This is a genomic window from Bacillus sp. FSL L8-0528 (assembly GCF_038593085.1).
Taxonomy (GTDB): domain Bacteria; phylum Bacillota; class Bacilli; order Bacillales; family Bacillaceae; genus Bacillus; species Bacillus paralicheniformis.
Map to the genome: position 1 here is coordinate 4,068,008 of NZ_CP151961.1, position 25,682 is coordinate 4,093,689.

Genomic DNA, 25,682 nt, shown 5'->3' on the forward strand with positions numbered 1-25,682 from the left:
AAGTGAATTGTATGTCAACCGGTTTCATATGTCAACCGGTTGACATACTTTTTTCCCATTCATTCATCCCGGTACATTTCTCAGAATCATGGCATTTTCTTGCACATATCGGCCCGATTCTCTAAAATAAGTGCGTGACGAGAATTGTAAGCCATTTCAGTAAAAAAGCAGGGGGAAAAGGGAATGAAGCCTAGCATTCACGACGTTGCAAAAAAAGCGGGAGTTTCACCAACAACCGTATCGCGGGTATTAAATAACCGCGGCTATATTAGTGAAAAAACAAAAGAAAAAGTCTATAAAGCGATGGAAGAAATCAATTACTTTCCAAACGATTTGGCCCGCTCTTTATTTCGTAAACGAACCCATTTAATAGGGCTCATCATCCCAAACTCCAGCAACCCGTTTTTCGGCGAACTGGCCTTTCATATTGAGAGCATATGCGCTGCCATGGGCTACAAACTGCTGCTTTGCAACAGCTTGAACCGCAAAGACAAAGAAGAAAAATACTTGGAAATGCTGATGCGAAATCAAGTGGACGGCGTCATCGCCGTGACTTACAACAGGGGAATTTTAAATTATCATCGGCAAAACCTGCCGATTGTCGCCATTGATCATTACTTATCGGAAACGATTCCCGTCATCGGCTCCGATAACTATGACGGAGGAAGAAAAGCGACAGAACTGTTAATTGCAAAAGGATGCCGGCACATCATCCATATCAACGGACCAATTGAGCTGAAAACACCGGCAAATCTTAGAAGAAAAGCATATGAAGATGTGATGCGACAACACGGGAGACAGCCGATTACATATGAAGTTCCCTTTCATCAAAATTACCGGGAAATCATCTCAAAACTGTTTGATGAACAGCCTGCAGCTGACGGCATTTTCGCCAGTGATGACCTCATGGCTGCTACAGTCATCACCGAAGCAAAAAAACGCAGAAAAGACATTCCCGGGCAATTAAAGGTGATCGGCTACGACGGAACGGAAGCGGTTCAGTCTATCCTCCCGGAATTGACAACCATCCAGCAGCCGATCGAACTCATTTCCAAGACGGCCATCGAGATTTTGTCCAAAGCCATTGAAGGCGAATTCGATGACTTGCCGCTGGAAACCTATTTGCCCGTACAGCTTTTAGAAGGAGAGACGACTTAAATTAATGGCACAAAAAAAGGAGACATTGACGTCTCCTTTTTCCATACACATCCTGATCTATCCAATTTTAAAAAAGATAAAATTTACATTACTAACCTAAAATTTAACTTATTTTTCTAGACAAACTCACCTCCACATGATAAATTTAAAGACAAGTTTTCAAAAAATTCTAATTTTGGTACGGAGGTGCCTTTCATTGAGTGTAAGCCACTTTTTTCCTGAAACTGTTGTTGCTCTTGTAAAAGACATGTTAACCAAAACCGATGGTTCAACAACCAAAGCGATTGAAACGCTGATCGGCGGCAAAGCCGAAATCGAAGTTTTTCAGCAAAAGAATATTGATTATGACAAGCTGTCACCTGAAGAAGCGAGGCTGTTTCAACGCGATGATGACATCTTGTTTAGAACCTCCTCTTTGAAATCAGGCGCTGATTATTTATCTTATAATTATGTCTATGTCAAAACAAACTTACTGCCGCCCGCTATCAAACAAGATTTGCAGGAAGAAAGGCTTCCCATCGGGAAAATCATTGCAGAACTGGAGTCAAGGCGTGAAATTTTCAGCACGGGCGACTGCCTGGGAAAACATTTCACACACCTTGTACCTGTTTCAGCAGACCGGACATATGCTTTTAAAAAATATCAGATCATCAGCGGCCGGCAGTGCATGTTCTATGTCTGCGAGCTGTTCGATTTAGAAAAAATCTGCGAACTGACGCCGGGCTGAATCATGCCCGTCAGCTGCCGCTTTATGAAAGTGCTTCCAAAACCTCCCCAATCCTTCTTCCCTCAAAACAAAAACCCCTGCGAAACAGGGGCTGTTATTTATTGATACACCGTTTTCGGAACGGCAACGACCGGATTTCCGGCAGCATAAGGGGCTACATCGTATTGCTGGAAGACGATCGCAATGCCGTCTTTTGTGTAATAAAAAGCCGTGTTTTTACCAAGGACGATGTCTTTCTTCTTCACATCCGGGAAGAAAATGTCGCTGTGTTTTTGAATATAGTTGTAAATGTATGTTTTTGTCTTATCCATTTTCGATTTTGTATTTAGGATGTCTGATAAATACACCCGTTTTTTAGAGGCAAGGTCATAGTTGAAAGAGCGGACTGCCGTATTTCCGTGCGCTCCGCCGGAGTAGACGTAATTACTTGTCAGGATGCTCAGCTTTTGGCCGGTCCGGTATTTCACTTCAAAGGACGTTTGATAATCGGTTTGGTATCCGTGCTGTTGACCGTCTTTCTTGTTTTTTACATAATCTTTGTAGGACTGCTCAATATAACGTTTAAAATCTTTGTTGATCTTATTTTGGAGAGATTTGGTGCTTACATTTGAAACCTGCGGGTATTTCAAAGCCTTAACGTTTTTGTAAGTATGGCTCGTGACCGTCGGCTTTTTTTCATTTGCCGCGTATGCAGAAGGAAGTGCAGCCGCACTGTACAGCGCAAAAAACAATATCCCTGTCATCAACATACCTAACGCTTTAAACACTGTTTTTTTGTTCATAAGAACCCTCCTTAATCTTTCATTGTTTATCATACCCACTTTGAAATCAGGTACACATGATAGACCGGTGAACTCGATAAAAAGTTTCATTTTTTGAAAAATATTCTAATTCAATGCGATTCACATGTATTTTAGAGATTTGGAGTCAGACGATCGACATTCTCCAATATGAAGCATATCAACACATCCTGTCCTTAACCGAAAAAGAAGTCGATTGGGCCTATTAAGTATGGGATCAATTAATAAAAGATCTTGATGATAAAGACAATCATAAAGCGCATTTTCTCTATCATTGAGCATCAGTGACCCGGAAAACAAAATGCTAAGTGACGTATAAAATTGGAGAGTCGGTTTGGCAGGGGATCAACAGCGGAAAATAGTCGTCAAACACCTCGTTGATTGTTTTAACGGCTGTCTTTACGAAAAAATTACACGCTGATTCGATTTGATATGATCCAAAGCCTTAGACACTTATACGATGCTTGAAGGATAACGATATCAAAAGCACTGCCGCCGGTTTAATCGCAGAAGAAGAGAATGAAAAATATCAAAAAAAGTACAAAACCGTCTGGAAAAATACTCGAATAAATTAAAAATGCTCTTTTATTAACCATTGACATTTTTATAAAAAGTATTAATATTAAAATTATTAAAAAAATCGCATAAAAAGGTTTTCCTTATCAAGAGTGGTGGAGGGACTGGCCCTGTGAAACCCGGCAACCGCTGTCTATGACAGAATGGTGCTAAATCCTTAAGAGCATGTTCGTGCTCTTGAAGATAAGGAGGAGATTGAATATATCAAGCTCTTCCTTATCGGGAAGAGCTTTTTTATGTTTATAAAGAAAGAGGGATGAAGCATGACACAATCAACCGATGTACTGAAGCAAACGCCTAGGAAAAAAATCGGACCGTACAGAGCTGATCAGGTGGGAAGCCTTTTAAGGTCTGCGCCCGTAAAAAAAGCGCGTATTCAAAAAGCGAACGGTGAAATTAGCGCTGAACAACTGCGCGAAGTCGAAAACGAAGAGATCAAGCGCATTGTCGAAAAGCAAAAAGAAATTGGCCTTAAAGCTGTTACTGACGGGGAATTCCGCAGGTCATGGTGGCACTTTGACTTTCTCGAAGGGCTTGACGGCGTAGAAGGATATACAGCGGACAAGGGCATTCAATTTCATAATGTTGAAACAAAGCCGCGCGGCATCAAAGTAACAAGCAAAGTCGACTTTACAAACCATCCGATGCTTGAAGATTATCAATTTCTTCATGATATTGCGGGCACACATACGCCGAAAATGACGATTCCGAGCCCGAATATGCTGTTTTTCAGAGGAAAACTTGGAGAAAGCCCGTACGAGGATCTGGATGAATTCCATCACGATGTCGCGCAGGCTTACAAAAAAGCAATCCGTGCATTTTACGATGCCGGCTGCCGCTATTTGCAACTGGATGACACGGCCTGGTCGGTATTTTTCTCAGACAAAGGACATGAGCAGATCAAAGCCTTCGGCCGCCAGCCTGATGAACTGCGCCAGTCTTTCGCCAACACGATTAATGAAGCAGTTGAAGGACGCCCGGATGATTTGACGGTCACCATGCACATCTGCCGCGGCAACTTCCAGTCAACATGGGTGGCGGAAGGCGGCTACGATGCGGCTGCTGAAACGATTTTCGACGGACTCAATTTAGACGGACTTTTCCTTGAATTTGATGACGAGCGCTCCGGCGGCTTCGAACCGCTTCGCTATGTCAAACGGAAAGACTTGCAGATCGTCCTCGGTCTCATCACATCCAAATTCGGTGAGCTTGAAAACCCGGATGCTGTTAAGCGCCGCATCGAAGAGGCGGCTCGCTTCGTCGACCTGAACCAGTTGTGCCTAAGCCCGCAGTGCGGCTTTGCCTCCACAGAAGAAGGCAACCTCCTGACGGAAGAGCAGCAATGGGAAAAACTGCGCCATGTCGTCGAGATCGCTGAAGACGTATGGAAATAACACCTCATTTGAGACATGCCTAATGACGGCATGTCTCAGAATGTTGACAAAATCCCAAAACAGCTTTTTGTTTTGGGATTTTGTCATCCTTTCAGCGTGATTGAAAACCCTTGCAGTCTAGGAAGGCCGAGCATCGGAGCGGAGCGAATGTTGGAATTCGTGAGCACCGACGCGCAGGCCTGACAACGAATGCGAGGGTTTGTCGACACGCTGGAGACATGCCTCCTGACGGCATGTCTCTTTTTTTTGCCCCTCTATACAATTTAAAATTCCTTCTTGATTTGTTCATAGTTTGATCATATTTGGCTTCTATAATGCTCTTTAGTGAGGTGATCGAACAATGATTAAGAAAAGGAAAATCGATATATTCCTGGTCTTCATTCTTGTATTATCTGCAGCATTAAACTTGTACGGCATCTGGAATAGTGACACAGACAACGCCTACTATACGGCGGCCGTTGAAAGTATGACCCAAAGCTTTCATAACTTCTTTTACGCATCATTTGATCCGGCAGGCTTTGTAACAGTTGATAAACCGCCTGTCGCACTCTGGATTCAGACACTTTTTGCACTTGTGTTCGGCCTGCACGGCTGGAGCGTCGTTCTCCCTGAAGCCATTGCCGAAGTGATTTCCGTAGCACTGTTGTACTTTATTGTAAAACCTACTTTTGGCAAAACGGCGGCCAGAATTTCAGCTCTTATTATGGCGTGTACGCCGATTGCCGTTGCAGTCAGCCATACAAACAACGTCGACAGCATTCTCGTCCTTTGCTTGATGACTGCAACGTGGATGTTGTTTAAAGCAGTCCGCAAAGGAAAAATCGGCTGGCTGCTCGGCGCATTCTGTATGGTCGGCGTCGGCTTTAACGTCAAAATGCTGCAAGCATACATGGTATTACCGGCATTCTTGCTGTTTTACATGATTGCAGCAAAAACGACGCTTCGCAAAAAAGTTGTGTCTCTTATCACAGCCGTGATCGTTCTGGCAGGCGTTTCCGTTTCCTGGGCGGTTGTCGTTGACAGCCAGCCGGAGAGTTCGCGCCCTTATATCGGAAGCAGCCAGACCAACTCTGTCCTTGAGCTGGCGTTTGGCTACAACGGCATCCAGCGTCTCACAGGACAAAACGGTGCAGGCGGGGGCGGACCCTCCTCATCTGCTCAAGATCAAAAGAACCAGCAGCAGGAAATGCCGCAGCAGCAAAGCGGCGATACTGAAAACAACTCAGACTCGGCAAATGGACAAGTGACTCCGCCGAGCGGGGGCGAAATGCCTTCAGGCGGACCGGACGGCCAGCAGGGTGATGTCCAAAGCGGCGGCGGAGGTCCCGGTGGCGGCACGAGCGGCATGTTTGGCACAGGAACCGCGGGTCCTCTCAGACTATTCCAATCTGAGCTTTCCGGACAGGCAAGCTGGCTCATCCCGTTTGTATTCTTCGGCATCATCGGTTTGCTGATCACAGGCCTTCGCGGGCAACGAAAATTCAATGAAACAACGACTGAAACGATTTTCTGGATGATGTGGCTTCTGCCGGTCGCTGCATTCTTCAGCGTCGCAGGATTCTTCCATCATTACTATCTGATTATGCTGGCAGCACCGATTGCGGCTTTGTCAGGTGCAGGCTGGACGGCGCTCGTTCGCCTCTATCAGGAAGAAAGCGGCTGGAAAAAACAGCTTCTGCCGATCGGGATTTTGCTGACAACCGCATTTGAATTGTATATTTTGAGTCCTTATCTCAGCGAAATCGGCATCATCTGGAGCATATTGATCGGCGCTTTCGGCATTGTCACAAGCTGCCTTCTCATCTTTGTGAAGAAAGGAAAGTCATTCAGCTACTATGTAGCACTTGCAGCGCTGCTCGGCATGCTGATCGGACCTTTCTATTGGACGACAGCAACGCTCACTGACGGTGTAAACGGCATGATTCCACAGGCCGGTCCTAAATCCGCACAATCATTTGGCGGCGGTGGCGGAGGAGGTAAGATGCAGAATAACAACGGCAGCGGACCTCCCGGATTCGGCAGCAAAGACGGTCAAACAAACAGTGCCAACAATAACGGACCTGGCTTCGGTCCTGGTTCAAACAGCAATGATTCTTCAGCTGATACCGGTTCCGGCCAAAACAGCCAAAATCAGAACGGTGAAGGCGCAAGCGGCCGTCAACAAGGCGGACCAAGCAGCGGCGGCAGCCCTGGAAACGGCGAATCAGTCGATGAAGAACTGTTGAGCTACCTTGAAAAGAACAACACTGGTGAAAAATATTTATTTGCAGTCTCCAGCGCAACGTCTGCTCAATCTTACATCATCAAAACAGGCAAAGCTGTGATGGCGATGGGCGGATTCTCTGGAAGCGATCCGATTTTGACGGTTGAAAAACTTGAGAAGCTCGTCAAAAACGGCGAAGTCAAGTATTTCATGATCGGCGACGGCCGAGGCCAGGAAAATTCAGAAATCACCAACTGGATTAAAGAAAGCGGAAAAGAAATTTCAAAAAGCGAATACAGCAGCTCTTCTTCAGATAACGATTCCCAGTCAGGCGGACCTGGCGGAAATCAGACGCTTTATAAAGTGGAGCTTGATTGATGAAAGGAAAGGTGATGAATATGCAGAGACAAGTCACATTTTCAATCGTAGTCCCTGTCTACAACGAAGCGGAAGTGCTTCAAAGCACCTATGACCGATTAAAAACCGTCATGGATTCGACAGGCGATCCCTATGAACTGATTTTTGTAAACGACGGTTCAAGCGATGACAGCATTCACATGCTGAAGTCGCTTGCTCAGTCAGACCCGGCAGTAAAATGCATCAATTTCTCAAGAAACTTCGGTCATCAGATCGCCATTACGGCCGGTACCGACTATGCTGCCGGCGAAGCGATCGTTGTGATCGACGCCGATTTGCAGGATCCTCCCGAATTGATTTTGGAAATGGCGGAAAAATGGCGCCAAGGCTTTGACGTTGTATACGCCGTCCGCACAAAGCGTGAAGGAGAAACATTTTTCAAAAAGCAAACGGCCGCCATGTTCTACCGTATTTTAAGAAAACTCACAGACGTTGATATCCCGGTGGATACGGGAGACTTCCGGCTCATGGACCGGAAGGTGGTCAATGAAATGAACAAGCTGGAAGAAAAAAATCCGTTCGTCCGCGGCCTTGTCAGCTGGCTCGGGTTCAAGCAGACCGCCGTCTATTACGAGCGCCACGAACGGCTTGCAGGTGAAACGAAGTACCCGCTCAAAAAAATGCTGAAGCTTTCGCTCGACGGCATCACCTCATTTTCCTTTCAGCCGCTGAAACTGGCAAGCTACTCAGGAATCGCGCTGTCAGCGGTCGGCTTTATATACGCCTTCATCGTCGTCTGCATGAAGCTGTTTACGACAAGCACCATTACAGGATGGTCGTCGATGATCATTCTGCAATGCTTGTTCAGCGGATTTATTCTGATCATCCTCGGAGCGATCGGCGAATACATCGGCCGCATTTATGACGAAGTGAAAGACAGGCCGCTATATATCATTGACGGCAAATACGGATTTGAAGAACAGCGGCGGGCGGCAGCTCCGCAGCGCCATATGATATAGAAGACAAGAGATCCAAAAGGAGGGATTCCGATGAGCATACTAGTTGTCGGGGGAGCCGGTTATATCGGTTCCCACGCCGTTTACACGTTAATTGAGAAAAAAGAAAAAGTCGTCGTTGTGGATTCCCTGGCGACTGGACACGCAGAAGCCGTTCACCCCGAAGCTGCGTTTTATAAAGGGGATATTCGCGACCGGCATTTTCTCAAGCAAGTATTTGAAAACGAGGACATTGAAGCCGTCATGCATTTCGCAGCATCACCCATTCCATCACAGTCGAATCGCGTTTTTTCTTCTTTCAACGAAAACATGACAGGCATGGAAACCCTGCTTGACGTGATGAAAGAATACGATGTCGGCCGGATCGTTTTCGCGTCAAGCGCTGCCGTCTACGGCTGTCCACAGGACTTCCCTGTCACGGAAGAAACCGAACCAGAACCCGTTCACCCGCACGGGAAGGTCAAATGGATGATGGAGAAAATGCTGATGGAAGCGGAAAAAGCGTATGGCCTGAAATATGTGATCCTCCGCTCCTTCAATGCGTGCGGCGCCCACCCATCCGCCATCATCGGCGAAGACCGGGGGAGCGAAACACATCTCATTTCAAATGTTCTGCGAACCGCTCTCGGACACCTTCCTTTTGTTCACATAGATCAACCTGAAGAAGCAACTGGCTTCCGCGATTATGTTCACGTGCAGGATTTGGCAGAAGCACACGTGCTCGCCATCAGCCACTTGCGGAAAGGCAAGGATAGCCGAATCTACAATCTCAGCTATGGCGAAAGCTACTCCGCTGAACAAATCATCCTTGCCGCCCAATATGTCACAGGCATTCCTCTTATCGCCGCAAAGCTGACAGAAACGGACATCGATTCACAAGCAACATTTGCCGCTTCTTCTTCGAGAGCAAGAAAAGAATTAGGCTGGACCCCAAAACACAACAGCCTGATCGCAATCATCCGCGACGCCTGGAACTGGCACTCTGCGAATCCGAATGGATATGCTTCGGAGAGTGTGAAGCAAGGGTGAACATAGAATCCTCCCTTTTTTAGAAAGCCGCCGGAATGGCGGCTTTTAGCTTACACGAGAACTCAATTTAATATAAAAATAATTTATTATTGTGAAAATACTTATTTAGGTTGATTTTCTGAGCGCAAAAGGGATAAAATACAGTCAAAATAATAGAAGCTCACTTCTTGTATATAATCAGTAATAGGGTCTGATTGTTTCTACCTGGCAACCGTAAATCGCCAGACTACAAGGAAGTTTGAATAGATTTGATCATGTAAAAAGTGTATTGCGCAAACAATATATCTATTTTTCATATGCTCTTATTTTTCATGCTTTCTTTATCGGAACCCATGAAAAGTAAGAGCTTTTTTATTTTCAAAAAACATTCGGGAGTTGGCATCATGTATTTTCTCATTAACATTTTAGGCATTTTCATTGTCATGTCCGTGATTTATTTTTGTTCCCCGCGAAAGAAAAGCGTAAAATGGAGGCCGATTCTCTCCCTTTTCATCGTTGAGCTTTTGGTGACGTGGTTTATGCTTGGGACAAAAATCGGCGGATGGGCCATCAATCTGATCGCCTCTTTCTTTTCTTGGCTGATCGCTTGTGCAAGCGACGGTATCGCGTTTGCCTTTCCGTCCGTGATGGGCAATGAAACCGTTGACTTTTTCTTCAGCGCCTTGCTGCCGATTATTTTTGTCGTGACATTTTTTGATATACTGGCTTATTTCGGAATTTTAACATGGATGATTGATAAGATCGGCTGGGTGATTTCGAAAGTGTCACGCCTTCCTAAATTAGAAAGTTTCTTTTCGATTCAAATGATGTTTCTGGGCAATACTGAAGCGCTCGCCGTGATTCGCGGGCAATTGGCTGTATTAAAGGACAACCGCCTGCTGACGTTCGGCATTATGAGTATGAGCAGCATCAGCGGATCGATTCTCGGGTCTTATTTAACGATGGTTCCTGCGACATACGTATTTACAGCGATTCCGTTGAACTGCTTAAATGCGTTGATCTTGGCCAGCATTTTAAACCCGGTGGAAGTCACTAAGGATGAAGACATCATTTACGTACCGCCAAAAGAAGAGAAAAAGGACTTTTTCTCAACGATTTCAAACAGCATGATGGTCGGAATGAATATGGTTATCGTCATTCTCGCCATGGTCATCGGATATGTCGCTTTAACCTCATGTTTGAACGGTATTTTGGGATTGATCGTAGACGGTTTGACGATTCAAAAGATCTTTTCTTATATCTTCAGTCCGTTCGCATTCTTGCTTGGACTGGCGCCGGGCGACGCGATGTATGTTGCACAGCTGATGGGCATGAAACTCGCCACAAACGAATTCGTCGCGATGATGGATTTAAAAACGCAGCTAGATGCGATTTCACCACATACGGCTGCCGTGGCCACAACATTTTTGACGTCGTTTGCCAACTTCAGTACGATCGGGATGATCTATGGAACGTACAATTCCTTATTTAACGGAGAAAAATCGGCGATTATCGGAAGAAATGTGTGGAAGCTCCTTGTCAGCGGAATAGCGGTGTCGCTGTTGAGCGCGGGGATTGTCGGGCTGTTTGTGTGGTAGAAAAATAGAGTAAAAGGGCAGGCATTTAGCCTGCCTCTTTTTTTATTAAACTTGCCTATCCCAATGGCGGTGCTCGCCGATCGCTTCGACCAGTATTTTTCCAAAGTCGTCTTTGCTCTTATCATCGCGAGAGGTGATAATGCCCGGCTGTGCAGCCGCATGGGATCCGGCGGCGGACAGCAGGAGATCGACCCCTTCGCCTGCGGCTCCGATTGCTTTATAATGTCCTAATGCTTCATTGATAAAATCCGCTGCGGCTTTATGCAATTGCAGGCGTTCAATGCTTTCTTGGCCGCCCGGAATATAAACAGCATCGTACAGCACAGAATCGACCGTCTGCAAAGTGTTTCCGACTTCAATTTCTGTGCCGCCGGTCCCTTCGATTACTCCGAGTGCCGAGCTGACGATGTCCGGAATGATGCCGGCTTTTTTGAATTCTTTCAACACACGGCTCAGGTCTTCATCATCAAAACCTTGTTCTGCTAAAATGGCGACTGTCCTTGTCTGCGGCAGTTTCACCGTGTTCTCCTGGCTGAGCGCAGGGGATTTAAACGTCACGTTGGAGCCTTCGTCTTTTTCAGGGGGCTCTACGCCTACACCCGCAGCGATTTGCTTGGCAAGCTCCCCGTCAACCCTGTTAAACATATGAACGACTTGGCGGCGGACGTCCTTGCTTTTGACCTTTCCGACTTCAAAGCGGAACGCCGAAATGATATGTTCTTTTTCAACGGGAGACATGCTGTTCCAAAACAGCTTCGCTTGCGAATAGTGATCATTAAAGCTTTCGCTGCGCTGGCGGATTTTTTTGCCCTCGACTTTTTCCTCGTAGTGCACATATCCGCCTTCTTCTTCTGAAGCAGGCGCCGGATCGTTGTTTTGCAGCGAATTTTTATGATAAGCGACAGGCCCTTTATTAATCGTCATCCTGTGATAGCCGTCATACTGGTTGTTATGGAACGGGCAGACCGGCCGGTTGATCGGAATTTCGTGAAAGTTCGGACCTCCCAATCGGATCAGCTGTGTGTCCGTATAGGAAAAGAGCCGGCCCTGCAAAAGCGGATCGTTTGTGAAATCGATGCCCGGAACAACATGGCCCGGATGGAAAGCGGCCTGTTCCGTTTCGGCAAAAACGTTATCCTGGTTTCGATTCAGCGTCATTTTGCCGATGATCTTGACAGGAACCATTTCTTCCGGCCAAAGCTTTGTCGGATCAAGGATATCGAAGTCAAACTTGAACTCGTCTTCTTCGTCAATCATTTGCACGCCGAGCTCATACTCCACTTCATCGCCTCTTTCGATCGCTTCCCACAGATCGCGGCGGTGATAATCGGGATCTTTTCCGGCGATTGTCTGCGCTTCATCCCAGACGAGCGAATGGACGCCGAGGACGGGCTTCCAGTGAAATTTAACAAAGCGCGCCTTGCCTTCTTCATTTACAAACCTGAACGTATGAACGCCGAAGCCTTCCATCATCCTGTAGCTTCGCGGAATCGCCCTGTCAGACATCGCCCACATGATCATGTGAGCCGTTTCTTCGTTGTTGGCGACAAAGTCCCAAAACGTATCGTGCGCCGTAGAAGCCTGCGGCATTTCGTTATTCGGTTCCGGCTTAAAGGAATGCACCAGGTCAGGGAACTTGATGGCATCCTGAATGAAGAAAACAGGGATGTTGTTGCCGACAAGGTCGTAGTTCCCTTCTTCTGTATAAAACTTTGTCGCGAATCCTCTGACATCGCGGACGGTATCACCCGATCCCCTGGAACCGGCTACAGTCGAGAACCTGACAAACACCGGTGTTTTCACTGACGGATCTTGAAGAAACTTTGCTTTCGTATACTCCGTCATCGGCTCGTAAACCTGGAAATAGCCATGCGCGCCAAAACCCCTCGCATGGACTACCCGCTCCGGAATCCGTTCATGGTCAAAATGGGTCATTTTTTCACGGAAATGAAAGTCCTCCATCAGCGTCGGACCGCGCACGCCTGCTTTTAAGGAGTGTTCATCTTCAGATACGCGCAAACCCTGGTTCGTCGTCATTTTTTTGCCCCTGTTGTCAGACCGGTACTGTTCGAGTTGTTGATCCTTGCTGTGCTCATTGACTTTGCGGCGGCCATCATTGTTATTCACTTGTCATCCCTCCTCATATTTATTCCCTATGTAGTTGATCTGGAATGCTATTTTATGATTTACCCTTTCTGCCGGCGGGTTAAACTCTTTTTATAGATTCAAAGTTTTGTGTGACAACTACCCAAGAAAAAACGAATTAAACCGATTTTAAAGGTACACATATTTCACAATACGGGTTGCTCACCATATCACCCATGTATTTTTCCATCATTGGTCTGTTGTCCTGTTGAAATTCATTGTTTTGCAGAGATGAAAAAATTTCAGAATATGCTTTTTGAATATCCTCTGCTGTATGTTTAACATCGTAAATCATGTATTTTCCGCCGGAAATTTCCCCTTCAAAAACTGAATCATCGACTTGATAATCACGCGGTATCACAATACAAGCATCAAATCTACACTGATCAGGAGGTGTTGTTTCCGGGTTATCCTGTGGAATCGCAAACAGAATGGCAGACTCAAGAAGACCTTTTTCCTTAGCCCATTTTTTAAACGCCTCCATTACCTCAATATTGGCAGGACCGTACGGACCAACTCGGCGCATATAAGCAATACGATAGTCTGGAAGTGTTTCAACTTTGAATGTCATAGATTTTTTCTTCCTTTCCTATTGTTGTTCGTTACGTTTCGAATGTAACATGCTTTAAAAATAGATACATTCATATTTTTAAAATTTTCTGTAAATTTTAAAATGATCATTTTCACAACAAAAAAGAGGATATTCAGAGATCATCCGAACATCCTCTTTCTTTGTTTAATCTAGTGTTTCGCCGTTTGAAGCAATCAAGTCTTTATACCAGTAAAAGCTTTTTTTGCGAATGCGGCGCAAGTCTTTCAAATCAAATTCGTCGCGGTTCACATAAATAAATCCGTAGCGTTTTGAACAGCCTTGATGGGTTGAAATCAAGTCAATCGCAGACCATGGGGAGTAGCCGAAAACATCGACTCCATCCGTGATCGCCAGCTGAATTTGCTTGATATGTTCCTTTAAATAATCGATGCGGTAGTCGTCATTTACGACATCTCCGTCTTCAAGCTGATCAAACGCGCCGAGGCCGTTCTCAGTGATGATCAGCGGCAGCTGATAGCGATCGTAGATCTCGCGCAGCGTCGAACGGAAACCGACAGGGTCGATCTCCCAGCCAAATGCATTTTTCTTTAAGTGCGGATTGCTGCTTCCCCTGTATACGCCTTCTTCTCCTGTCTGCAAATGCTGGTCGCCGCCTCGGGCAGCCGTGTCGCTGCCGTCATCCCTGCTCGCTTCAGCCGTTTGCGACGTATAGTAGTTAAACGCGATAAAGTCCGGTTTGGCTGACCGCAGAATATCCATATCTCCTTCGGCGATGGCCGGTGTGCAGTCTTTTTCTTTCATATATGCCCATGCCGTTGTATTGTACCGTCCGAATACGGCCATATCCAAGTAAAGCCAGTTGCGGATCGCATTATAGTTAAAAGCCGCCAGCACGTCCTCCGGTTTCGAAGAAGCAGGATAGATGAGCGCGATATTCGGCGCAGGACCGATTTTCGCTTCCGGCAGCATCTCATGGCAAAGCTTGATCGCTTTCGCCTGTGCAACAAGCATGTGATGGTTTTGCTGATAAAGCTCTTTTTTCGGATTTTCCAAGTTCGGATCGAGTGTGCCGAGTGCAGATCCGTGGAGAATCATCATATTTTGCTCGTTGATGGTCAGCCAGTATTTGACACGGTCTCCGTAGCTTTCAAAAAGGATCTTCGCATACTTTTCAAAGGCGTCAATCGTGGCCCTGTCCGACCAGCCGCCTTTTTTCTGCAAAGCATTCGGCAGATCAAAGTGGTACATCGTAACAATCGGTTCTATTCCATATTTCAGGAGTTCATCGATCAAACGGCTGTAAAATTCGATGCCCTTCGGATTAATATCGCCGTCCCCGTCCGGTATGATGCGCGTCCAGGCAATCGAAAAACGGTACGCTTTGAAGCCCATTTCCGCAAACAAAGCGATATCTTCTTTATAGCGGTGGTAATGGTCGCTTGCGACTTTAAAATCGGTTGTCCCTTCCGGATAGCTTTCACGCGCATCGATGACAGAAGGCCCTTTTCCATCTTCATCCCAAGCGCCCTCCACTTGATAAGCAGAAGTAGACGCGCCCCACAAAAAATCTTCCGGAAATTGAGCTAATGTTTTATATTTCATGATTATTTTCCTCCCATGGTGATGAAATTAAAGTGATGATCTGTTCTTCAGTTTTCACCTTTTTTTGATCCGTTGGAATGATATCCATGTATTGACCGGAATTTGTAACGATGATCGGCGTTTTCACGTCAAACCCTTCTTCTTTCAAAGCGTCCAGATCGAATTCTGCGAGTATATCACCCCGTTTCACTTTTTGCCCCTGCTCGACCTTGGAATTGAAGTGCCTTCCATCAAGTCTGACCGTGTCCATTCCGATATGAATCAAAATCTCGGCTCCGCTTTCTGACGTTATGCCGTATGCGTGACCCGTCGGAAATGCCGTTGTCACGGTGCCGTCCGCAGGGGCGGTGACAACGCCTTTTGACGGAAGCACCGCGATTCCTTCTCCAAGCGCCCCCGATGCGAACACTTTATCTGATACTTCTGTTAACGGCAGGACTTCTCCTTGCAAAGGGCTGTAAATTGATTCACCGCTGCTGTTTTCAACGGGCGGCTCTTTCGTCTCGTCCACAGGGTCGTCAAAGCCGACAATGTAAGTGAGCAAAATCGATAAAACAAATGAAACTGAGATTCCGATGATGAAGCCGAGAAAGCCCGGTCCGTAAAAAATCGGAATCGTCAACAAGCCCGGAGCGCCGGAAGCGAGGGCGACGCTGCCGGAGTATCCGATAATGGCTCCGCCTGCCGCCGCACTGATGACACCGCATACAAACGGCTTTTTCAGCCTGAGCGTCACCCCGTAGACGGCCGGCTCTGTAATCCCGAATATCCCGGTAACGGCAGCAGATCCTGCCAATGCCTTCAACTTCTTGTTTTTCGTCTTCAGCATGACGCCAAACGCAGCTCCTGTTTGGGCAAACACGGCGGCTGCCGTCGCCGGTTTGATGTAGTCCTTGCCGTGGACGGCAATGTTGTTCAAAATGACAGGGACGATCCCCCAGTGAATGCCGAAGATGACAAGGATTTGCCATAAGGCCGCGATAATCGCTCCTGCCAGAATCGGACTGAAATCAAAAACGGACAGAATCGCCGCCGCGATCCCGTTTCCTGTGTAAACACCGAGCGGTCCGAATACGATCAAAGTTAACGGCACCATCACCGTCAGGCATATTAAAGGGGTGATAAAGTTTTTCACGCTTTCATGAATAAAGCGCATACATAATCTTTCAAGATAGCTCATTACAAATATGGCAAGGATAATCGGGATAACGGTCGACGTATAATTCATCAAGACGACCGGAATGCTGAAAAACTCCGTCTGGGCGCCGCTGTTTTTCAGTTCGAGTATCGTTGGATAGATCAGCGCCCCGGCAATCGTCAGCGCTATGAACGGGTTCGCTCCGAATTTTTTGGCGGCCGTAACGGCAAGCAGCAAAGGCAGGAAATAAAACAGGCTGTCGGCTGCCGCGTATAGAATCGTATATGTCGTCTCTTCCGGCGAGAGCCAGCCGGCGTTTGTGCAAATCAAAAGCAGGCCTTTTAAAATCCCCGCTCCCGCCATGACGCCGAGCAGCGGAGTGAAAATGCTGGATACGACATCTACCAATCTACCGGCGAGGCTTCCTTTCTCTTTTTGACTGTGATCGGCCGCAGAACCTTCCAACAGTTGAGAGATCCGGCCGATTTCTTGATAGACTTCAGGAACGTTATTTCCGATAACGACTTGAAATTGTCCGCCGCTCTCCACCACGGTTACCACACCATCCGTATTTTCAAGCGCTTCCCTGTCTGCTTTGGAACGGTCTTTCAGTTTGAAGCGGAGCCTTGTCGCGCAATGGACTAGCGATACAACGTTTTTCTCCCCGCCGACGCGTGCCAAAATTTTTTTTGCCATTGATTGAACATCCATCGTTGATCATCTCCTGTCTCTCCTAAAGCCCTATTAAGCTGTTATAAAATAAAAAACCTAAACTAGAGCCCGTCAAAGAAGGCTTAGTTTAGGTTTTGCCTGCCGAACAGTAACAATCCCGTTTTAAGACATCAAGTAAATAAAAAAACCTAAATCACTGTGAAACAAGGGCATAAGAGTGCCGCTTCACAGTCATTTAGGTTTTGCCTGCATGATCAGTAACAATCCTAACAACCTGTATAAGTTGATGTAAGTAAAAAGTAGCATACATTTATCCAATTGTCAACGCTTTCATTTTGACATCACCCTCTATTTTTGATGAACGACCCGCTCGATATGAATCGTCAAATACAGAAGCTCTTCGTTTGTCAGCTGATGACCGTATTCTTTTTCGATGTACTGTCTGATTTTATTAGTGCAGACATAAGCGTCGCGGTATTTATTTTTGACGGTTTCAAATAAAAAGTCGTCCCGGCTTTCCATATAGGTTCCGCTGAACAGCCGCTGCGCGAAAAATTTCAAATGGGTAATGAAGCGATAATAGTGAAGCGATTCTTCATCAAAATCGATATGAAAGTGATATTTGACGATGCTTAAAATTTCCTGCATGACTTTCGTAATATTGACGATGTTCGGCATTTCTTCATTCAGCTCGGCGTTTACGATATGGAGCGCGATAAAAGCGGCTTCATCCTCCGGAAGAGCTGCCCCGTCTTCTTTTCAATGATGGCAAGCGCCTCTTTGCCGATGGCGAACTCATCTTTATACAGCCGTTTCGTCTCCCAAAGCAGGGCGTTTTTAATATCCAGACCCTTTTTATGCCGTTCGACGGCGAAATGAATATGGTCGGTCAGCGAGACATAAATGCTGTCATTCAGCTTTTTGCCGAGCTTTAATTTCGCATAGGAGATAATTTCTTCAGACATTTCCATAAATTCGATCGGAATTTCGTCTAACAGCGTCTTAAATCTTTCTGATACATCTTTATTATCAAGCCTGAAAATCTTCTCGATTCTCGATTCATCCACCGCTTCACCAGGCTTTTTTTGAAAAGCGATTCCTCTGCCCATGACCACTAATTCCTGACCCTGTTCATTTAAAACACTGATCACATTGTTGTTGATCACTTTGGCAATTTTCACATCGCGCCACTCCCATCTTGTAAGGGGATTTTTTTATATTTCTTTTTTCATACGGTACACATTGATTGTACAACCTTTTTGGCCTAGGTCAATATGTTTCAGTCAACGTCCGGAATATTTACATTTTACAGAATGCCCGTCCGTGCCCGATTTATAAAAAAAGAGCCGCAGTGCGGCCCTGTAAAAAACCTCTTAAAAAATGAGCAAAATTCCCGCTGTGACTGACGCCAGACCCGCAAAATAAACGAAGTCTTTTCCGGAAAGCCGCGCTGTTTGATAGTAGGTGCGGTCTTTTGTACCGGTAAACCCTCTCGCTTCCATGGCAACGGCGATTCTTTCCGATTTGCGGATGCCTTGCGAAAACAAAGGCAGCGCATAGCGAATAAACGCCTTCCAGCTGTTTTTTTGCTTATAGCCCCTGATTTTGTGCGCCGCCTTCATCTGCGAAAGCTCAGACTGAAAAAGCGGGACAAAACGGAAGCCGGCCAGCAAGCCATAAGCCCATTTAGGCGACAGTCTGCATTGATGAATCAGGCTCATAATAAACTGCGTCAAATCGGTTGTTGATGTAAACAAAAGACCGTATGTGACAAAGCCGAGCATCCGGAGCGCGATTGTCATCCCATTGCCGACGCTTTCCTCGGTGACGCGGAACCAGGCCCATTCCCAAATCGTTTCCTCTCCTTTTCCAAAAGCGGCCATCATCCAAAATACGAGAATAAAAAAGAAGAGATAAGGCAGCAGCCGTTTACTTAAATAAGACAAAGTCCATCCCCCGAAAAAAATTCCGATGGCAACCGCAAACAGCCAAATGAATAGAGTCGGTTTCGGATTTGAAACAAACATGAGCAAGCACATGACCAGGAGGTGGGAAAAGAGCTTGGCGCTCGGGTTCAATGCCGATAGAAGTGAACCATTGCTTTTCATACGGGAACCCTCTCCTTTCTTTCATGCATGAACCGGTAATGAAGCGGCGGTATCAATGAGAAGCGGCGGACCAGGCCTTGATCAGAGAATAATCGATACGGCGTTCCTTGATATGCCGCTTTCCCTTGATGAAACACGATGACCCGGCCGGAATGCTCGTCTACGATGTCCATGTCATGCGTCACCATCACAATTGTCGTTCCCCGTTTCTGCCGTTCCTTTAACCGCTTGATTAATTCTTGCGCCGTCCTTTCGTCCTGACCGAATGTCGGCTCGTCAAGCAGCAGCAGATCCTGGTCAAACAAAAGCATCGTCGCAACGCTTAAACGCCGTTTCTGCCCGAGGCTTAATGTAAAGGGGTGCGCTTTTTGATGAGCGTCAAGTCCGAATTCCTGCAGCAATCCAGCCGTTTTCTTTTCGACCCGGTCCTCCGGCCAGTCCCGCTGTCTCGCCCCGAACGCGATCTCGTCAAATACCGTGTCCCGAATAAATTGAAGCTCGGGATTTTGAAAAACAAAGCCGGCCTTCTCATAGAGCGTACGGTCGGACCATTTCTTCAGCTCCCGATCCTCCAGAAAAAGGCGCCCTTTTTTGACCGCTTCAAGCCTGATCAGACTTTTTAAAAACGTACTCTTTCCGCTGCCGTTCTCGCCGATGACCGAAATCCATTCCCCCCTTGGAATCTCAAGGGTGATGCCGTCGGCTACGATCTTTTTCCGATAGCCGATCGCCGCGTCGTCTGCGCGGATCAATATGTCTCTGTCCGCTGCAGGCCTGTTTTTCGCCTCCTCCTCTTTCATTTTCAATGTAGAAGAGAGCTTGACGGCGAGCGGATGATCATCTTGTGTGATGACATCTTCCCATACCGCAGGGTACAGTTTCGGCTGCCAGATGCCCGCCGCTTTCATCTCCGGATGAAAATGTTTCACGATTTCTTCCGGCTTTCCGTCAGCGATGATCTGTCCCTTTCCATTGAAAAGAATGAGGCGGTCCATCCACTCGATACAGCCGTCCAGCACGTGTTCGACGAACACCATCGTCTGTCCGCTTTTTCGGGAAACATTACGGAGCAAGGCAAAGATGTCTTTCCGGCTGGCCGGGTCCAGCTGCGCCGTCGGCTCGTCAAAAAACAGCACTTCAGGCTCCAGAGCGAGCAGGCACGCTAATGCGAGTCTCTGCTTCATCCCGCCTGACAAGGTTTCGATCGGCGTTTTCTTATCTATCTTTAATCCGACTTGTTCCATCAGCTCCGAGATGATGCCGTCCATATCTTTTGGGGAGACGGACCGGTTTTCTAGGCTAAAAGCGATTTCCTCATCAACATGAAGCATGCAGAACTGCGAATCCGGATCCTGAAACATAACGCCGGCGCTCTTTCTGCGATTGACTTCGCCGCTGACTTCAGCTTCGATATGTTCAGGAATGATGCCGGAAAGTACGGACAACAGTGTCGATTTGCCGCTTCCGCTCGGACCGAGTATCAGCACTTTTTCTCCCTGCCCAATCGACAGCGAGACCCGGTCCAGGACTGTTTCAGGACGATGATAAAAACGGACGGAAAGGTTACTGCATCCGAGAAATGAACGCATCGGCATCATCCTTCTTCCGCTGTTCCTTCATGATCTCATACTGATTCAGGACTCCCGTTTTCGCAAGCGCTTCGACAACGGCTTTTGCCAGCCAGCCGCCGAGTACAATGCCGCTGATGATTTGGATGATAAGCGTCAATATCAGCGTTTGCGTCGTATAGTAGGCAAAACCGTTTGCCATCAGGCTGTATGTCATGCTCCCCACCGCGGCTAGCGCACCGGAAAGCATAAGGGTAAACAAGTTATAGCGCTTATAGCGAAAGATCGCAAACGCGATTTCCGCACCGGCTCCCTGGAACACACCGATTAATAATGCTGAAAGCCCAAAATGGCTTCCGGTCAGCAGTTCGACCGCCGCAGCTGCCGTCTCGGCAATCAGCGCCGCACCCGGTTTACGGATGATATAAGCGACAATCGGGCTGGCGATCACCCATATGCCGAACATAAAGTTCGCTCCGACGGGCCCGACGATAGCTGAAACAGGGATCCACAAGGTAGACCACCCTAAATAAATGACGCCGCATGCCACAGACAAGATGACTGTCATGACGACTTCTTTCATGTTCCAATTCATAGTCTCACCGCCCCCATTTCCACAGGCCAATCTTCAACCGTATAAGCCATCTCCCAAAAGCCGTATTCAAGCTGACAGCTTTGCAAAAAGAGCTCCTTCATTTTTTCTTTTTCAGCCTTGCCCGCTGTTTCGGCCCATTCATCCAGGCGGGCGCAAAACTTTGTCGTGATTGAATCCGTTCTGTTTCCGTAAAAACAGATCCAGTCATAAAATGGATGCGATGGATCAGGCTGAACGTCCTTCATCAGTTTTTTTCCGATCTCCCAATATGTCCATGGACAAGGCAGCAAGACGGCTAATATCTCTCCCAGCGTACCTTCGTGCGCCGCCGTCAGCATATGGCGGACATAATGATGGGCGGAAGGCGCAAGCGGATAGCCCTGCAGAGTTTCGTACTCCACCCCAGCGGCCCGGCACAGGTTTTTGTGCGGGTGCACTTCGCTGTCTAGCACAAATGAAATCTGCTCATGAAACATTTCCATATCTTTTCGATTTTGACACTTGGAAATCGCAATTCCGTAGATTTGAATAAAGGCATTCAAATACTCGTAATCTTGCTTTACATAATGAATAAGCTGCTCCTTTTCCAGCCTCCCGGACGCCAGCCCCAGTACAAACGGATGCTCAAAAATGGCTTCAAAAATAGGGTCTGCCTCGCGGCGAAGTTCTGCGGAAAAACTCATGTAGATAGCCTCCTTAGCAATCGGTTTTATAGGAAGGCACAGGGGGGCAAGCGGCTTTATACGCAAAAAAGCCGCCCCAAAATGGAGCGGCCTTAGTATGATGAAATCATTAAGACACCGGCTCCACTTCCCTACGCTAGTATGAACTAGATCAGGTTCAAAGGGTCCAAGATCGCTTCTTGTCTCAGCCGGCTTACGGCTCCCCTAGTGGACTTCCTATTACATTAACTTTTACTCTACACATCAATGATTATGATGTCAACCTGAGTTTTTCAGTTTTATTCTTGTATAAAACCGCCGGGTTTCATACAGAAGATGCAGCGGGTAAAATATTTATGGAAAAATGTTAATTTTCTGAAACCTTTTTGCAGGCTTGTTCGTCTAATATAGTGAAGACAAAACATTTGGAGGGGATATTTATGATGATGTTTATCTTGATTTTGACAATGGCCGTGTATTTGTTCTATTCTTTCAGCAAAGACAACCGGCCGGCCAAAACAAACAACAGGAATCATCAGACACTGACTGTTATTAGGGAAAACTCTTTTACCGCCCCTTCCAATGATGTCAATTGCTAACTTGATAGACAATATGCAAGCCGCCCAATGACGGGCGGCTTTTTCACGTTTTTATGATTGAAACTGTTCCGCTTCAGTCGATCCCTTCAGTGCAGTGGTTGATGAAGTCCCGCCTGTTACGACCTGGGCGACTTCATCAAAGTAGCTCGTTCCGACTTCGCGCTGATGCCTTGTCGCCGTATAGCCGTGGACTTCGCTGGCAAACTCGGCCTGCTGCAGATCAGAGTAGGCCGCCATTCCGCGGTGCTTATATTGGCGGGCCAATTCAAACATGCCGTGATTTAAGGCGTGGAAGCCCGCCAATGTCACAAATTGAAATTTATAGCCCATTTCACTGAGCTGTTTCTGAAAGTTCAAGATGGTGTTGTCATCCAGTTTGGCCTTCCAGTTGAACGAAGGGGAGCAGTTGTAGGCGAGCAGTTTGCCCGGGAATTTTTCATGGATCGCCTGTGCAAACCGGCGGGCTTCTTCAATATTCGGCTCAGACGTTTCACACCAGATCAAATCGGCATAAGGCGCATACGCCAAACCTCTGGCAATCGCCTGATCAAGGCCAGGCTTTGTTTTGAAGAACCCTTCCGCTGTTCGCTCTCCCGTCAAAAACGGTGCATCATATGAATCGACGTCGCTTGTGATCAGGTCTGCCGCATTCGCGTCCGTGCGGGCAATAAGAATGGTCGGGACTCCCATCACGTCTGCGGCGAGGCGCGCGGCAATCAAATTACGTACCGCCGTTTGCGTCGGAAGCAGCACTTTTCCGCCCAAATGCCCGCACTTTTTCTCAGACGACAGCTGGTCTTCAAAGTGAACTCCCGCGGCGCCGGCTTCAATCATACTTTTCATCAGCTCGAACACATTCAGCTGCCCGCCGAAGCCCGCTTCAGCGTCGGCCACAATCGGAGCAAACCAATCGATGTCTTCCTTTCCTTCCATATGGTGGATTTGATCGGCGCGCTGCAGCGTGCGGTTGATTTTTTTGACGACTTCCGGGACGCTGTTTGCCGGATAAAGGCTTTGGTCAGGATACATGCTCCCTGACATATTTGCATCGGCAGCCACCTGCCAGCCGCTTAAATAAATCGCTTTCAATCCGGCCTTTACTTGCTGCATGGCTTGGTTTCCGGTCAAAGCGCCCAGCGCCGGGACGAAATCCTCTGTATGGAGAAGCTTCCACAGCTTTTCGGCGCCGCGCCTTGCAATCGTGTATTCAATCTCGAGCGTGCCCCTCAGCCGAATGACGTCTGCCGCCTCATACGGCCTTGTGATCCCTTTCCAGCGTTCATCATGCTCCCAGCTTTCTGCGAGTTGTTTTTCTTTCAGCATCGCACATTCCCCCATTATATATTTTCATAAGCCGGTATCGTTAGAAACTCCGCGAATTCATCATCCAAAATCAGCTGTTCAAATAACTGTCCGGCCTCTTCAAACCGGCCGCTCCGAAAATGTTCCACGCCTGCTTCATCGATGATTTTCTGCATTTCTTTCTCTTTCATCATCTTGACCATTTCCGCGGTGACTTTCCGGCCATCGTCAAGAACTCCTTTCGGATGGCGAATCCATTGCCACAGCTGGGCTCTGGAAATCTCCGCCGTTGCAGCGTCCTCCATTAAGTGGTCGATCGGAGCGGCGCCTCTGCCCGACAGCCATGAAGCTAAATAGCGGATGCCGGCGCTGATATTGGTACGGACGCCTGCTTCTGTAATTCTGCCTTTCGGTACTTCCAGCAAGTCTTTTTCCTCGACCTTTACGTCTTTCCGCTTTCTATGAATCTGGTTCGCCGACGGCATATGCTGATTGAATACATCGAGCGCCGTTTGAATCATGCCGGGATGCGCGATCCATGTTCCGTCATGGCCGTCTTTTACTTCACGTTCCTTATCTTCGCGGATTTTGGCAAATGCGGCTTCATTGATCTCAGGTTTGTCTTTAGCGGGAATTTGCGCCGCCATTCCCCCAATCGCATGGACGTTGCGTTTATGACACGTTTGAATCGCCAAGAGGGAGTAGGCTCTCATGTTGGGAACTGTCATCGTCACGGCTGAGCGATCTGGAAGAATGACTTCATCCCTGTTCCTGAATTTCTTAATAAAGCTGAAAATATAATCCCACCTGCCGCAGTTAAGCCCGGCTGAATGTTCCTTCAATTCGTAGAGGATTTCATCCATTTCAAAGGCCGCCAGGATCGTTTCAACGAGAACCGTCGCTTTAATCGTGCCCTGCGGAATGCGCAAGTCGTTTTGCGCATAAACAAATACGTCGTTCCACAGCCTTGCTTCCAGGTGGTTTTCGATTTTTGGAAGGTAGAAATAAGGGCCGCTTCCTTTTTTGATCAGCTCTTTTGCGTTATGGAAAAAATAAAGACCAAAATCGAACAGGCTTGCTGACACGGGCCTGCCGCCGATCAGCACATGCTTTTCTTCCAAGTGCCATCCCCTCGGCCTGACCATGATAACGGCGGGGTTCTCTTTCAGCTCATAGCGTTTGCCCTGTTCATTCGTAAAAGAAATCGTCCCGCGGACCGCATCCCGCAAATTAACCTGGCCTTCAATGCAGTTTTTCCACGTCGGCGAGTTCGCATCTTCAAAGTCGGCCATAAAGACTTTCGCTCCTGAATTTAAAGCGTTGATGACCATTTTTCTGTCGACCGGGCCAGTGATTTCAACCCTGCGGTCCTCCAAATCCCGGGGGAGCGGCGCGACTGTCCAGTCCGCCTCGCGGATGTGCTTCGTTTCCGCCAAAAAACAAGGGTTCTTCCCTTGATCAATTTCAGCCTGCCTGATCGTCCGCAAATGCAGCAATTCCCGTCTTCTTCCCCCGAAATGGCGTTCAAGACGTCCGATAAACTCCATCGCTTCTTTTGTCAAAATCTCTTCATAATGCGGATTTATCGATCCGGTTATATGAATTCTCTTCTCCTCTGTTTTCATGTCTCCCTACCCCTTTACATGCTTTGTTATAAAACAGTTTGCCTACTCGCCTTTTTTGGCAAGACAGCGCTCGCATTCCATGAAGTAAGATTCAGCCTGCTCCTCCATCTTTTCGCCGCATTCAGGGCACGTTTTTTTCGGAAGCGTTCTGAAAAATTCCATCGGACTTTTCAAGCTCATTTGTATAACCTCCTTTTTATAGAACAGTTTTATGTTTTATATTTCTGTTGTAGTACAGTATACAGCGCAAAAATGAAAATGTACACACCTTTTTCC

Annotated in this window: 20 protein-coding genes, 1 pseudogene and 3 riboswitches; of the genes and pseudogenes, 8 read left to right on the forward strand and 13 right to left on the reverse strand. The window is 47.2% G+C overall.

What is annotated here, in order from left to right; translation table 11 throughout:
• Positions 1-183 precede the first annotated feature (183 nt).
• Both MHI30_RS20760 and MHI30_RS20765 read left to right on the forward strand, forming a co-directional pair.
• Complete coding sequence (locus MHI30_RS20760) at positions 184-1,158, forward strand: LacI family DNA-binding transcriptional regulator (protein WP_009329906.1); 975 nt, start codon at positions 184-186, stop codon at positions 1,156-1,158.
• Positions 1,159-1,354: 196 nt separating this feature from the next.
• The gene (locus tag MHI30_RS20765) at positions 1,355-1,885 is read left to right on the forward strand and encodes a chorismate pyruvate-lyase family protein (protein WP_059230916.1); all 531 of its coding nucleotides are present in this window, start codon (positions 1,355-1,357) and stop codon (positions 1,883-1,885) included.
• A gap of 98 nt (positions 1,886-1,983) precedes the next feature.
• On the opposite strand, the gene MHI30_RS20770 is transcribed toward MHI30_RS20765, so the two are convergent.
• Positions 1,984-2,667, reverse strand: coding sequence for a DUF3298 and DUF4163 domain-containing protein (locus tag MHI30_RS20770; RefSeq protein WP_075751683.1), 684 nt, complete (start codon positions 2,665-2,667; stop codon positions 1,984-1,986).
• A gap of 674 nt (positions 2,668-3,341) precedes the next feature.
• Positions 3,342-3,451: riboswitch (SAM riboswitch) on the forward strand.
• Between the two features lie 73 nt (positions 3,452-3,524).
• Between MHI30_RS20770 and MHI30_RS20775 the strand changes: the two genes are divergently transcribed.
• The 5 genes from MHI30_RS20775 (at position 3,525) to MHI30_RS20795 (ending at position 10,837) form a co-directional block, all read left to right on the forward strand.
• A complete protein-coding gene (locus MHI30_RS20775; RefSeq protein ID WP_075751684.1) occupies positions 3,525-4,655 on the forward strand; it encodes a 5-methyltetrahydropteroyltriglutamate--homocysteine S-methyltransferase in 1,131 nt (376 codons plus the stop codon).
• A 340-nt stretch (positions 4,656-4,995) separates the two neighbouring features.
• Positions 4,996-7,236 carry a glycosyltransferase family 39 protein gene (locus MHI30_RS20780; RefSeq protein WP_075751685.1) on the forward strand — a complete coding sequence of 747 codons (2,241 nt, stop codon included), beginning with the start codon at positions 4,996-4,998 and terminating at the stop codon, positions 7,234-7,236.
• A gap of 20 nt (positions 7,237-7,256) precedes the next feature.
• Positions 7,257-8,234 carry a glycosyltransferase family 2 protein gene (locus MHI30_RS20785; RefSeq protein WP_075751840.1) on the forward strand — a complete coding sequence of 326 codons (978 nt, stop codon included), beginning with the start codon at positions 7,257-7,259 and terminating at the stop codon, positions 8,232-8,234.
• A 30-nt stretch (positions 8,235-8,264) separates the two neighbouring features.
• Positions 8,265-9,260 (forward strand): UDP-glucose 4-epimerase GalE, encoded by a 996-nt coding sequence (gene galE, locus MHI30_RS20790; protein ID WP_075751686.1) that lies wholly within the window; start codon positions 8,265-8,267, stop codon positions 9,258-9,260.
• A 147-nt stretch (positions 9,261-9,407) separates the two neighbouring features.
• A riboswitch (purine riboswitch) is annotated at positions 9,408-9,509 on the forward strand.
• Positions 9,510-9,643: 134 nt separating this feature from the next.
• Positions 9,644-10,837 carry a nucleoside transporter C-terminal domain-containing protein gene (locus tag MHI30_RS20795; RefSeq protein ID WP_003186496.1) on the forward strand — a complete coding sequence of 398 codons (1,194 nt, stop codon included), beginning with the start codon at positions 9,644-9,646 and terminating at the stop codon, positions 10,835-10,837.
• Positions 10,838-10,882: 45 nt separating this feature from the next.
• On the opposite strand, the gene MHI30_RS20800 is transcribed toward MHI30_RS20795, so the two are convergent.
• From MHI30_RS20800 to tenA, 9 genes and pseudogenes are all read right to left on the reverse strand, one after another.
• Complete coding sequence (locus tag MHI30_RS20800; RefSeq protein WP_075751687.1) at positions 10,883-12,964, reverse strand: catalase; 2,082 nt, start codon at positions 12,962-12,964, stop codon at positions 10,883-10,885.
• Positions 12,965-13,100: 136 nt separating this feature from the next.
• Complete coding sequence (locus tag MHI30_RS20805; protein WP_075751688.1) at positions 13,101-13,553, reverse strand: GyrI-like domain-containing protein; 453 nt, start codon at positions 13,551-13,553, stop codon at positions 13,101-13,103.
• Positions 13,554-13,718: 165 nt separating this feature from the next.
• Positions 13,719-15,137 carry a glycoside hydrolase family 1 protein gene (locus tag MHI30_RS20810; RefSeq protein ID WP_075751689.1) on the reverse strand — a complete coding sequence of 473 codons (1,419 nt, stop codon included), beginning with the start codon at positions 15,135-15,137 and terminating at the stop codon, positions 13,719-13,721.
• Positions 15,127-16,986 carry a PTS beta-glucoside transporter subunit IIBCA gene (locus tag MHI30_RS20815; RefSeq protein ID WP_075751690.1) on the reverse strand — a complete coding sequence of 620 codons (1,860 nt, stop codon included), beginning with the start codon at positions 16,984-16,986 and terminating at the stop codon, positions 15,127-15,129. The genes MHI30_RS20810 and MHI30_RS20815 overlap by 11 nt, the downstream gene beginning before the upstream one ends.
• 309 nt (positions 16,987-17,295) lie before the next feature.
• Positions 17,296-18,128 (reverse strand): annotated as a pseudogene (locus tag MHI30_RS20820) (PRD domain-containing protein).
• 192 nt (positions 18,129-18,320) lie between these two features.
• Positions 18,321-19,055, reverse strand: a complete 735-nt coding sequence (locus tag MHI30_RS20825) for an energy-coupling factor transporter transmembrane component T (RefSeq protein WP_075751691.1) — start codon at positions 19,053-19,055, stop codon at positions 18,321-18,323.
• A complete protein-coding gene (locus MHI30_RS20830; protein WP_075751692.1) occupies positions 19,052-20,644 on the reverse strand; it encodes an ABC transporter ATP-binding protein in 1,593 nt (530 codons plus the stop codon). Before MHI30_RS20830 ends, MHI30_RS20825 begins: the two co-directional genes overlap by 4 nt.
• Complete coding sequence (locus MHI30_RS20835; RefSeq protein ID WP_075751693.1) at positions 20,619-21,218, reverse strand: ECF transporter S component; 600 nt, start codon at positions 21,216-21,218, stop codon at positions 20,619-20,621. Before MHI30_RS20835 ends, MHI30_RS20830 begins: the two co-directional genes overlap by 26 nt.
• Positions 21,215-21,901, reverse strand: coding sequence for a thiaminase II (tenA, locus tag MHI30_RS20840; RefSeq protein ID WP_061876412.1), 687 nt, complete (start codon positions 21,899-21,901; stop codon positions 21,215-21,217). The genes MHI30_RS20835 and tenA overlap by 4 nt, the downstream gene beginning before the upstream one ends.
• A gap of 111 nt (positions 21,902-22,012) precedes the next feature.
• Positions 22,013-22,117: riboswitch (TPP riboswitch) on the reverse strand.
• Positions 22,118-22,320: 203 nt separating this feature from the next.
• On the opposite strand from tenA, the gene MHI30_RS20845 reads away from it, so the two are divergent.
• Positions 22,321-22,479: a hypothetical protein gene (locus MHI30_RS20845; protein WP_003186513.1), complete on the forward strand. Its 159-nt coding sequence runs from the start codon at positions 22,321-22,323 to the stop codon at positions 22,477-22,479.
• Positions 22,480-22,530: 51 nt separating this feature from the next.
• On the opposite strand, the gene aceA is transcribed toward MHI30_RS20845, so the two are convergent.
• The 3 genes from aceA to yhfH are packed head-to-tail and all read right to left on the reverse strand — an operon-like array spanning position 22,531 to position 25,586.
• Positions 22,531-23,802, reverse strand: a complete 1,272-nt coding sequence (aceA, locus tag MHI30_RS20850) for an isocitrate lyase (RefSeq protein ID WP_003186515.1) — start codon at positions 23,800-23,802, stop codon at positions 22,531-22,533.
• A gap of 14 nt (positions 23,803-23,816) precedes the next feature.
• A complete protein-coding gene (aceB, locus tag MHI30_RS20855; RefSeq protein WP_003186517.1) occupies positions 23,817-25,406 on the reverse strand; it encodes a malate synthase A in 1,590 nt (529 codons plus the stop codon).
• Positions 25,407-25,448: 42 nt separating this feature from the next.
• Positions 25,449-25,586: a protein YhfH gene (gene yhfH / locus MHI30_RS20860; RefSeq protein ID WP_003186519.1), complete on the reverse strand. Its 138-nt coding sequence runs from the start codon at positions 25,584-25,586 to the stop codon at positions 25,449-25,451.
• Positions 25,587-25,682 lie beyond the last annotated feature (96 nt).

What these genes read in the sequence shown, in the direction of transcription:
- aceA (WP_003186515.1), bottom strand. Translation starts at nt 23,802, where the DNA reads ATGCTGAAAGAAAAACAACTCGCAGAAAGCTGGGAGCATGATGAACGC.
- MHI30_RS20785 (WP_075751840.1), top strand. Translation starts at nt 7,257, where the DNA reads ATGCAGAGACAAGTCACATTTTCAATCGTAGTCCCTGTCTACAACGAA.
- MHI30_RS20815 (WP_075751690.1), bottom strand. Translation starts at nt 16,986, where the DNA reads ATGGATGTTCAATCAATGGCAAAAAAAATTTTGGCACGCGTCGGCGGG.
- MHI30_RS20795 (WP_003186496.1), top strand. Translation starts at nt 9,644, where the DNA reads ATGTATTTTCTCATTAACATTTTAGGCATTTTCATTGTCATGTCCGTG.
- MHI30_RS20845 (WP_003186513.1), top strand. Translation starts at nt 22,321, where the DNA reads ATGATGATGTTTATCTTGATTTTGACAATGGCCGTGTATTTGTTCTAT.
- MHI30_RS20825 (WP_075751691.1), bottom strand. Translation starts at nt 19,055, where the DNA reads ATGAAAAGCAATGGTTCACTTCTATCGGCATTGAACCCGAGCGCCAAG.
- MHI30_RS20770 (WP_075751683.1), bottom strand. Translation starts at nt 2,667, where the DNA reads ATGAACAAAAAAACAGTGTTTAAAGCGTTAGGTATGTTGATGACAGGG.
- MHI30_RS20830 (WP_075751692.1), bottom strand. Translation starts at nt 20,644, where the DNA reads ATGCGTTCATTTCTCGGATGCAGTAACCTTTCCGTCCGTTTTTATCAT.
- aceB (WP_003186517.1), bottom strand. Translation starts at nt 25,406, where the DNA reads ATGAAAACAGAGGAGAAGAGAATTCATATAACCGGATCGATAAATCCG.
- galE (WP_075751686.1), top strand. Translation starts at nt 8,265, where the DNA reads ATGAGCATACTAGTTGTCGGGGGAGCCGGTTATATCGGTTCCCACGCC.
- MHI30_RS20805 (WP_075751688.1), bottom strand. Translation starts at nt 13,553, where the DNA reads ATGACATTCAAAGTTGAAACACTTCCAGACTATCGTATTGCTTATATG.
- MHI30_RS20835 (WP_075751693.1), bottom strand. Translation starts at nt 21,218, where the DNA reads ATGAATTGGAACATGAAAGAAGTCGTCATGACAGTCATCTTGTCTGTG.
- yhfH (WP_003186519.1), bottom strand. Translation starts at nt 25,586, where the DNA reads ATGAGCTTGAAAAGTCCGATGGAATTTTTCAGAACGCTTCCGAAAAAA.
- MHI30_RS20780 (WP_075751685.1), top strand. Translation starts at nt 4,996, where the DNA reads ATGATTAAGAAAAGGAAAATCGATATATTCCTGGTCTTCATTCTTGTA.
- MHI30_RS20775 (WP_075751684.1), top strand. Translation starts at nt 3,525, where the DNA reads ATGACACAATCAACCGATGTACTGAAGCAAACGCCTAGGAAAAAAATC.
- tenA (WP_061876412.1), bottom strand. Translation starts at nt 21,901, where the DNA reads ATGAGTTTTTCCGCAGAACTTCGCCGCGAGGCAGACCCTATTTTTGAA.
- MHI30_RS20810 (WP_075751689.1), bottom strand. Translation starts at nt 15,137, where the DNA reads ATGAAATATAAAACATTAGCTCAATTTCCGGAAGATTTTTTGTGGGGC.
- MHI30_RS20760 (WP_009329906.1), top strand. Translation starts at nt 184, where the DNA reads ATGAAGCCTAGCATTCACGACGTTGCAAAAAAAGCGGGAGTTTCACCA.